General features: G+C 72.7%; 6 protein-coding genes and 1 pseudogene. All 7 read right to left on the bottom strand.

Going from position 1 to position 7437, the window contains the following annotated elements:
- Positions 1–205: pseudogene (locus FV230_RS21620) on the bottom strand (urea amidolyase); the annotation flags it as partial.
- Entirely contained in the window at positions 202–957 is a 756-nt protein-coding gene (locus tag FV230_RS21615) for an allophanate hydrolase subunit 1 (protein WP_147843868.1), read from the bottom strand. The pseudogene FV230_RS21620 and the gene FV230_RS21615, both read right to left, overlap by 4 nt.
- Before the next feature lie 4 nt (positions 958–961).
- Positions 962–1723, bottom strand: coding sequence for a 5-oxoprolinase subunit PxpA (locus tag FV230_RS21610; RefSeq protein ID WP_147843867.1), 762 nt, complete (start codon positions 1721–1723; stop codon positions 962–964).
- A gap of 221 nt (positions 1724–1944) precedes the next feature.
- Positions 1945–3495: a Do family serine endopeptidase gene (locus FV230_RS21605; protein ID WP_147843866.1), complete on the bottom strand. Its 1551-nt coding sequence runs from the start codon at positions 3493–3495 to the stop codon at positions 1945–1947.
- A 162-nt stretch (positions 3496–3657) separates the two neighbouring features.
- Positions 3658–4353 (bottom strand): DUF2459 domain-containing protein, encoded by a 696-nt coding sequence (locus FV230_RS21600; RefSeq protein ID WP_147843865.1) that lies wholly within the window; start codon positions 4351–4353, stop codon positions 3658–3660.
- A gap of 3 nt (positions 4354–4356) precedes the next feature.
- Positions 4357–7098: a valine--tRNA ligase gene (locus tag FV230_RS21595; protein WP_147843864.1), complete on the bottom strand. Its 2742-nt coding sequence runs from the start codon at positions 7096–7098 to the stop codon at positions 4357–4359.
- A 93-nt stretch (positions 7099–7191) separates the two neighbouring features.
- Positions 7192–7437, bottom strand: a 246-nt coding sequence (locus FV230_RS21590) for a DUF2497 domain-containing protein (RefSeq protein ID WP_147843863.1), incomplete at its 5' end; no start/stop codon positions are given.

Here is a 7437-nt window from a genome sequence, read left to right as displayed (position 1 = left end):
CCTCCGCCGCGACGGCGATGCCGCCGGCCGAGACCTCGATCGCCGTCGCGCCGGGCGGGTTGCCGGCGGCGCGGTTGGCGGTGTCGAAGGCGAGCGCGTCCATCGGCCCGGCAGAGGTGATGCCGTAGCGCAGGTATCCGTGGCGCCCGGCATCCTGCAGCGTCACGCTCGGCCCGGCGGCGAGGATCGCGAGGCGCGGGCTCACGGCGCCGGGTCCCCGGCATAGGCCTCGCGCCGGGCCACGACCTCGCCGGCTGCGGCGCGCCGCTCCAGGGCCGAAAAGGTTGCGGCGTCCACCGGCGCGAAGCGGATGCGGTCGCCGGCGGCGACCGGGAAGGTCTCGTCGCGCTCGGGCGCGTAGAGCCGGGCCGGGGTCCGCGCGATCACGTACCAGCCGGTCGGCATCGGCACGGTGCCGATTGCGGCGAGCCCTCCGCCGACGAGGAGCGCGTTTGCCGGATGCGGCGAACGGGGCTTTGCCCGGCGCGGCACCGCCAGTTCCCTCGGCAGGCCGCCGAGATAGGCGAAGCCCGGCGCGAACCCGTACATGTAGACCCGGTAGGTCGCCCCCGCATGCAGGCCTACCACCCGCGCCGCGGAAAGGCCGGTGCGCTCGGCGATGGCGGCGACGTCCTCGCCGCAGGGCTCGCCCGCGGTGGTCTCGGCATAGCAGCAGGGCAGCGTCCAGAGCGTCGGCGCGGCCCGGCCCGCACCGGCAGCGTCCGCGAGCGCGACGACCCGCGCGGCGAGCGCCGCGCGATCGAGCACGAGCGGATCGTAGTGCATCATCAGCGAGCGGTAGGTCGGCACGGTCTCGCGGAGGCCGGCGGGCGGGTCGGCGCGCAGGGCGTCGTCGAGCGCCAGCACCCGGTCGTTGATCGCCGGATCGACCGCGCTGCCGAACTCGGCGACGAGCGCCGCCTCCCCGGCATCGAGCAGGCGCGGAGGCGGTCCCACCTCTTCAGGCCCGGAACGGGGCGAGGCGGATGCCGGCGCCCTCGAGCCGGTCGCGCACCGCCCGGGCGGTGGCGACCGCGTGCGCGGAATCGCCGTGGACGCAGACCGAGCGGATTGGCGTCGGCAGGCGGGTGCCCTGCGCGGTGACGATCGCGCCGGCCTCCACCATGGCGAGGACGCGGCCGGCGGCCTCCTCCGCGCCGTCGATCATCGCCCCGGGCCGGCCGCGGGCGATCAGCTGGCCGTCCTCGGCGTAGCCCCGGTCGGCGAAGATCTCCTGGTGGACCTCGAGGCCCGCCGCCTCGCCGGCCGGCACCTGCGCCGTCAGCGCGATGGCCAGCAGCGCCAGGTCGCGGTCGACCGCGCGCACGGCCCGGGCGATCGCGTCGGCGACGTCGCGCTCGGCGGCTGCGAGGTTGGCGAGCGCCCCGTGCGCCTTCACGTAGGCGATGCGATGGCCTGCGTAAGCGGCGAGCGCCTGGGCGGCGCCGATCTGATAGGCGACGAGGCGCTCGATCTCGGGCGCGGTGAAGGGCATCCGCCGCCGTCCGAACCCCCAGAGGTCGGGAAAGCCCGGATGGGCACCCACGGCGACGCCGTTCGCCTTCGCCCGCGCGAAGGTCTCGGCCATGATCTCCGGGTCGCCCGCATGCATCCCGCAGGCGACGTTGGCCGAGGTGACGATGGCGAGCATCGCCGCGTCGTCGCCGCAGGCATAGGCGCCGAAGCCCTCGCCGAGATCGGAGTTCAGGTCGACGCTCGCCATCCGGTCGCGGATCCCGTGGAGTTCGCGGAGCCGACTATAGCGCGCCCGGAAACGGATTCCGAAGCAGGCCCCGGCCGATCCGGTTCAAGATCCGTTCCATCGGCGCGAGCGAGCGAGCGGTCGCGACGAGACGGCACCGGCCGAACGCGTCCGCGTCCTGCCGATGCCGTGCGTGGGTCGATCGGGATCGCCGGGGGCGAGGCCCCGGCGCGCGTGTCGGATCAGCCGTCGTTCTTGGTCAGCGAGATCGCGACGAAGCGGGTCACGCCCTTGCTGCTCTTCACCCGCATCAGCACTGCCTTGCGCCCGCTGGATTCGGCCGTGCGGATCTGCTCGGCGACCTCGGAGGGGCGGGTCACGCTCTTGCCGGCCACGTCGAGGATGACGTCGCCCTGCTCGATGCCCTTGGCGGCGGCCGGACCGTCCGGATCGACCTGGACCACCGCGACGCCGCTGTCGGACAGGCCGACCTCCGCCGCCGGCGCCAGGCTCAGCCCGAGCCGCGGCTGGCCGCCGGCCATGCCGGTGTCCGAGGAGGCCACCTTCGACCCGTCGGTCGGGAGCGCGCCCAGCGTGATCGTCGCGTTGTCGGACTTGCCGCCGCGGAGATAGGCGATCTCAACCTTGGCGCCGGGCTTCAGCCCCGCGATCTTGCGGGACAGCTCCTTGGCGTCGTTGATCGGGTTGCCGTTGACCGACTCGATCACGTCGCCGGACTTGAGGCCGGCCTTGGCCGCCGGCGTGCCGTCCTCGGCGTGATCGATCAGGGCGCCCTTCGGCTTGGCCATGCCGAGCCCCTCGGCGATGTCCTGCGTCACCGGCTGGACCTGCACGCCGAGATAGCCGCGGGCGACCTTGCCGTCGGTCTTGAGCTGATCGACCACCGCCTGCACGGTCTCGGCGGGGATGGCGAAGGCGAGGCCGACGCTGCCGCCCGACGGCGAGGCGATGGCGGTGTTCACGCCCACGACGTCGCCGTTGACGTTGAAGGTCGGGCCGCCGGAATTGCCCTTGTTGATCGGCGCGTCGATCTGCAGGAAGTCGTCGTACGGGCCGGCGCCGATGTCGCGGCCGCGGGCCGAGACGATGCCGGCGGTCACCGTGCCGCCGAGGCCGAACGGGTTGCCGATCGCCACCACCCAGTCGCCGACCCGCGGGGCCGCCTTGCCGAACTGGACGTAGGGGTAGCTGCCGGAATCCTTGATCTTCAGGAGCGCGATGTCGGTCTTGGAATCCTTGCCGATCACCTTGGCGTCCAGCGTCCGGCCGTCGTCGAGCGTCACCTGCACGGTCTTGGCGTGGTCGACGACGTGGTTGTTGGTCACGACGTAGCCGTCGGCGGAGATGATGAAGCCGGAGCCGACGGCGCCGCGCGGGCCCTGGTGCTGCGGCTGCATGCCGGGCGGTCCACCGTTCGGGCCGTTCTGGCCGAAGCGCTTGAAGAACTCGCGCAGCTGCGGCGGCACGTTCTGCAGGTTCTGGCCCTGCTGGCCGCTCGGGCCGTCCTCGTCGTCGCTGGACGCGGAGTCGTCGAGCTTCACCTTCACCGAGACGACGCCCGGCTTCACCTTATCGACGATGTTGGCGAACGAGCCCGGCGGGTGCTCCGGCGCGGCGATCGGGGATTGCGGCAGCGCCTGGGCGAGGGCCGGCGTGGCGGCCGGCAGATAGCCGCTGCCGAGGGCGCCGCCCGCGATGAGGGCGGCGGCGGCGACCGAGGCCAGGGCCCGGCGGCTGCTGCGGGCGGTGGTGCGGGTCTGCGGAACGGACATGCGACAAGTCTCCGGGGACATCTTCGGCGCCGCCGGCTCGGCGGGCGATGACCCTGTCCTAAGGCCCGGCGCCTCACCCGCCCGTGACGGGCGCATTACCGTTTCGACAGGTTGGCCGGACGCCGCCGGGCCGACGACGGCGCGCGCAGCGTGGCGCGAGCGTCACGGGACCGCCGTCGCGCCGGAGCGCCATTCGAGATCGAGGATGAGCCCGCGCGGCAGCGTCGCGAGCACCGGCGCGACGGGCAGGCCGGCCGCGTTGACGAGGCCGGCGGTCCAGTGGTTGCACACGTTGGTCCAGGAGAACCGGCCTGCGCCCCGGTAGAACAGGCTCGGCCCGTAGAGGCCGGGGCCGACGTCGACCGGATGGCCGCCGGCGAGCGCGAAGCCGGCTTCCAGCCGCGCGAGGAGCTTTTCCAGCCCGGCGGCCGAGACCGGGATCGCCAGGATGTCGGCGTGCGGAAAGCTCGCGCGTGGGTTCGCGTCGAGGCCGACCACCTGGATCACGCCGTCGCTGCCGCCGGGCGTGAACAGGGCGCCGAGCGCCAGCCGCCAGTCGAACTCCGCCAGCGTCGGCGTCGCCGCGTAGAACCGGGCCTCGCCCCAGCCGAACTCGAGCGTCGGGTAGGCGCGGAACCGCACGGCGATGTCGCGGAGCGCCGGCCCCGCCCCCGGCCCCGTCAGCGCCGCGACCGGAAGCGCGATCCCGCTGTGCCAGCCGTGGCTGACCACGTGGATCACCTGCGGCGCCGCCTCCGCGGGCGGATAGAGGGTTGGGTCGCCCGGCCGCGCCGTGAGGATTACGGCAAGGACGAGCGCTCCGACGATGCCGGCCAGCGCCTTCGCCAGCCGGCGCAAGGCTCAGGACGCCGGGTCGCTCAACCGCGCCAGCGCCTCCTGAAGCTTGGCCAGCCGCTCGGCCTCGGCCTCGCGCCGCTCTCGGCTCTCCTCGATCACCTCCTCGGGGGCGCGCGCCACGAAGTCGGCGTTCCCGAGCTTGCCGTCGAGCTTCCTGATCTCGCCCTCGGCCTTGGCGGCCTCCTTCTTCAGGCGCGCCACCTCGGCGCCGAGGTCGACGATGCCCTCCAGCGGCAGGGCCGCGACGCTGCCGCGGACCAGCAGTTGCACCGCGTTCTTCGGCGCGGCGTCGGCGAACCCGATCTCGGAGAGGCGGGCGAGGCGCACCAGCGTGTCGTGCCAGGCGCCGATCCGCGCCCGCACCGCCGCATCGGCCCCGACGATCACCAGCGGAACCTGCGCGCCGGCCGGCACCCCGGTCTCGGAGCGGGCCGAGCGCACCTCGGAGACGAGGTCGACCACGAAGCCGATCTCGGTCTCGGCCTCGGCATCCGCCAGCCCCGACAGGTCGGGCCAGGGCTGGAGCGTGAGCAGGCCGCGATCGGGCAGTGCCGCGCCCTTGATCGCCCACAGCTCCTCGGTGAGGAACGGCATGAACGGATGCAGCAGCTTCGCGATCTGGTCGATCAGGAAGGCGATGGTCGCTTGCGTCTCGCCCTTCAGCGCCGGGTCGACACCCTCGCCCTGGAGCACGGGCTTGGCCAGCTCGATCGTCCAGTCGCAGAAGATGTTCCAGACGAAGCGGTAGGCGGCGGCCGCCGCGTCGTTGAAGCGGTAGGCCTCCAGAACGGCGGTGACCTCGGCGACGGCACGCGCGGCCTCCCCGAGCGCCCAGCGGTTCAGCGGCTCCCGTACCGCCTTCGGATCGAAGGCGGGATCGAGGGCGCAGCCGTTCATCTCGGCGAAGCGCGCGGCGTTCCAGAGCTTCGTCGCGAAGTTGCGGTACCCTTCCACGCGGGCCGGGCTGAGCTTGATGTCGCGCCCCTGCGCGGCGAGCGCCGTCAGGGTGAAGCGCAGCGCGTCGGCGCCGTACTGGTCGATCAGCCCGAGCGGGTCGACGACGTTGCCCTTCGACTTCGACATCTTGGCGCCGGAGGCGTCGCGCACCAGCGTATGCAGGTAGACCGTGTCGAACGGGACCTCGTCGGTGACGTGCAGGCCGAGCATCATCATGCGGGCGACCCAGAAGAACAGGATGTCCTTGCCGGTCACCAGCGTGTTGGTCGGGTAGTAGCGCGCGAGCTCGGCGGTCTTCTCCGGCCAGCCCAGCGTCGAGAACGGCCACAGGGCGGAGGAGAACCAGGTGTCGAGGACGTCCTCGTCGCGGCGCAACGCGACCGGCGAGCCCTGCTTGGCCGCGGCCTGCGCCTCGGCTTCCGCCTCGCTGCCGGCGACGTAGATGCCACCCTCCGCGTCGTACCAGACCGGGATCTGGTGACCCCACCAGAGCTGGCGCGAGATGCACCACGGCTCGATGTTCTCGAGCCACTGGAAGAAGGTCTTCTCGGAATTCTCCGGCACGAAGCGCGTGCGCCCGTCGCGCACCGCCTGAAGCGCGCGCTCGGCCAGCGGCTTCACGTTCACGTACCACTGGTCGGTCAGGTAGGGCTCGATCACCACGCCCGAGCGGTCGCCGTGCGGGACGGCGTGGGTGTTGGCTTCGATCTCGCGCAGGCGTCCCGCCGCCTCCATCAGCGCGACGACGGCCTTGCGGGCTGCGAACCGGTCGAGGCCGTGGAGGGCCAGCGCCTCCGCATCCGGGTTCGCGTCGGCCAGGAAGTCGGCGTTGCCGTCGAGTGCGATCCGCGCCTCGCTGTCCAGGATGTTGATCGGCCGGCAGCCGTGGCGACGGCCGACCTCGAAGTCGTTGAAGTCGTGCGCGGGCGTGATCTTGACCGCGCCGGTGCCCTTCTCGGGATCGGAATAGTCGTCGGCGACGATCGGGATCAGGCGCCCGACCAGCGGCAGGCGCACGTGCTTGCCGACGAGCGCGGCGTAGCGCTCGTCCTCGGGGTGGACGGCGACGGCGGTGTCGCCGAGCATGGTCTCGGGGCGCGTCGTGGCGACCGTGATGATGTCGCCCGTCTCGATGCCGGCCGCGTCCACCACCGGATAGTCGAAGTGCCAGAGGTGGCCCTTCACCTCGACCTGCTGGACCTCGAGGTCCGAGATCGCGGTCTGGAACTTCGGGTCCCAGTTCACGAGGCGCTTGTCGCGGTAGATCAGCCCCTGCGCGTGCAGGTCGACGAACACCTTCGTGACCGCGCGGACCATCTGCTCGTCGGGCGCGCCGCGCTCGCCCATGGTGAAGCGCTCGCGCGACCAGTCGCAGGAGGCGCCGAGCCGCTTCAGCTGCGAGACGATCGCGCCGCCCGATTCCGCCTTCCAGGCCCACACCTTGTCGAGGAAGGCCGCGCGGCCGATCTCGCGGCGGCCCGGCTCCTGCGCCTCCATCATGCGGCGCTCGACCACCATCTGCGTGGCGATGCCGGCATGGTCCATGCCCGGCTGCCACAGCACGTCGCGGCCGCGCATCCGCTCGAAGCGGGCGAGGATGTCCTGCAGCGTGTTGTTGAGGGCGTGGCCGATATGCAGCGAGCCCGTCACGTTGGGCGGCGGGATGACGATGCAGTACGGCTCGGCACCGGCCCGGTCGGGCCGCCCGGCGCGGAACGCGTCGGCGCTCGTCCACGCGGCGCTGGCGCGCGCCTCGGCGCCGGCCGGGTCGAAAGTCTTGTCCATCATGGGCGGGCGATCGCGGGTCCGTCTCGAGAATTTCGAGCCCGCTTTCAACCCGTCACGGGCCTCCCGTCAACACGGGCGGCGACACGCGCGACCTCAGCGGCCGCGGGCGACCCGCTCGATCTCGACGCGCACCAGCCGCTCGACCATCACCGGCAGGTTGTCGTCGAGCCAGGCCTTGAGCATCGGCTTCAGCATGTCCTGGACGAGGTCTTCCAGGCTGCGCGCGTTCTGGCTCGACACCGTGTTGGCGAGCAGGTTGAAGGCCTGGTTGACGCTGGCGCCGGCCGCGGACGAGATCAGCCCGGGCTCCGGCGCGGGGTCGGGCCTGCGCGCCGGCTC

It is taken from the genome of Methylobacterium sp. WL6 (assembly GCF_008040095.1).
Classification (GTDB): domain Bacteria; phylum Pseudomonadota; class Alphaproteobacteria; order Rhizobiales; family Beijerinckiaceae; genus Methylobacterium.
Note: the sequence above shows the minus strand (reverse complement) of the source record. Positions and strands in the feature narration are given on the sequence as shown.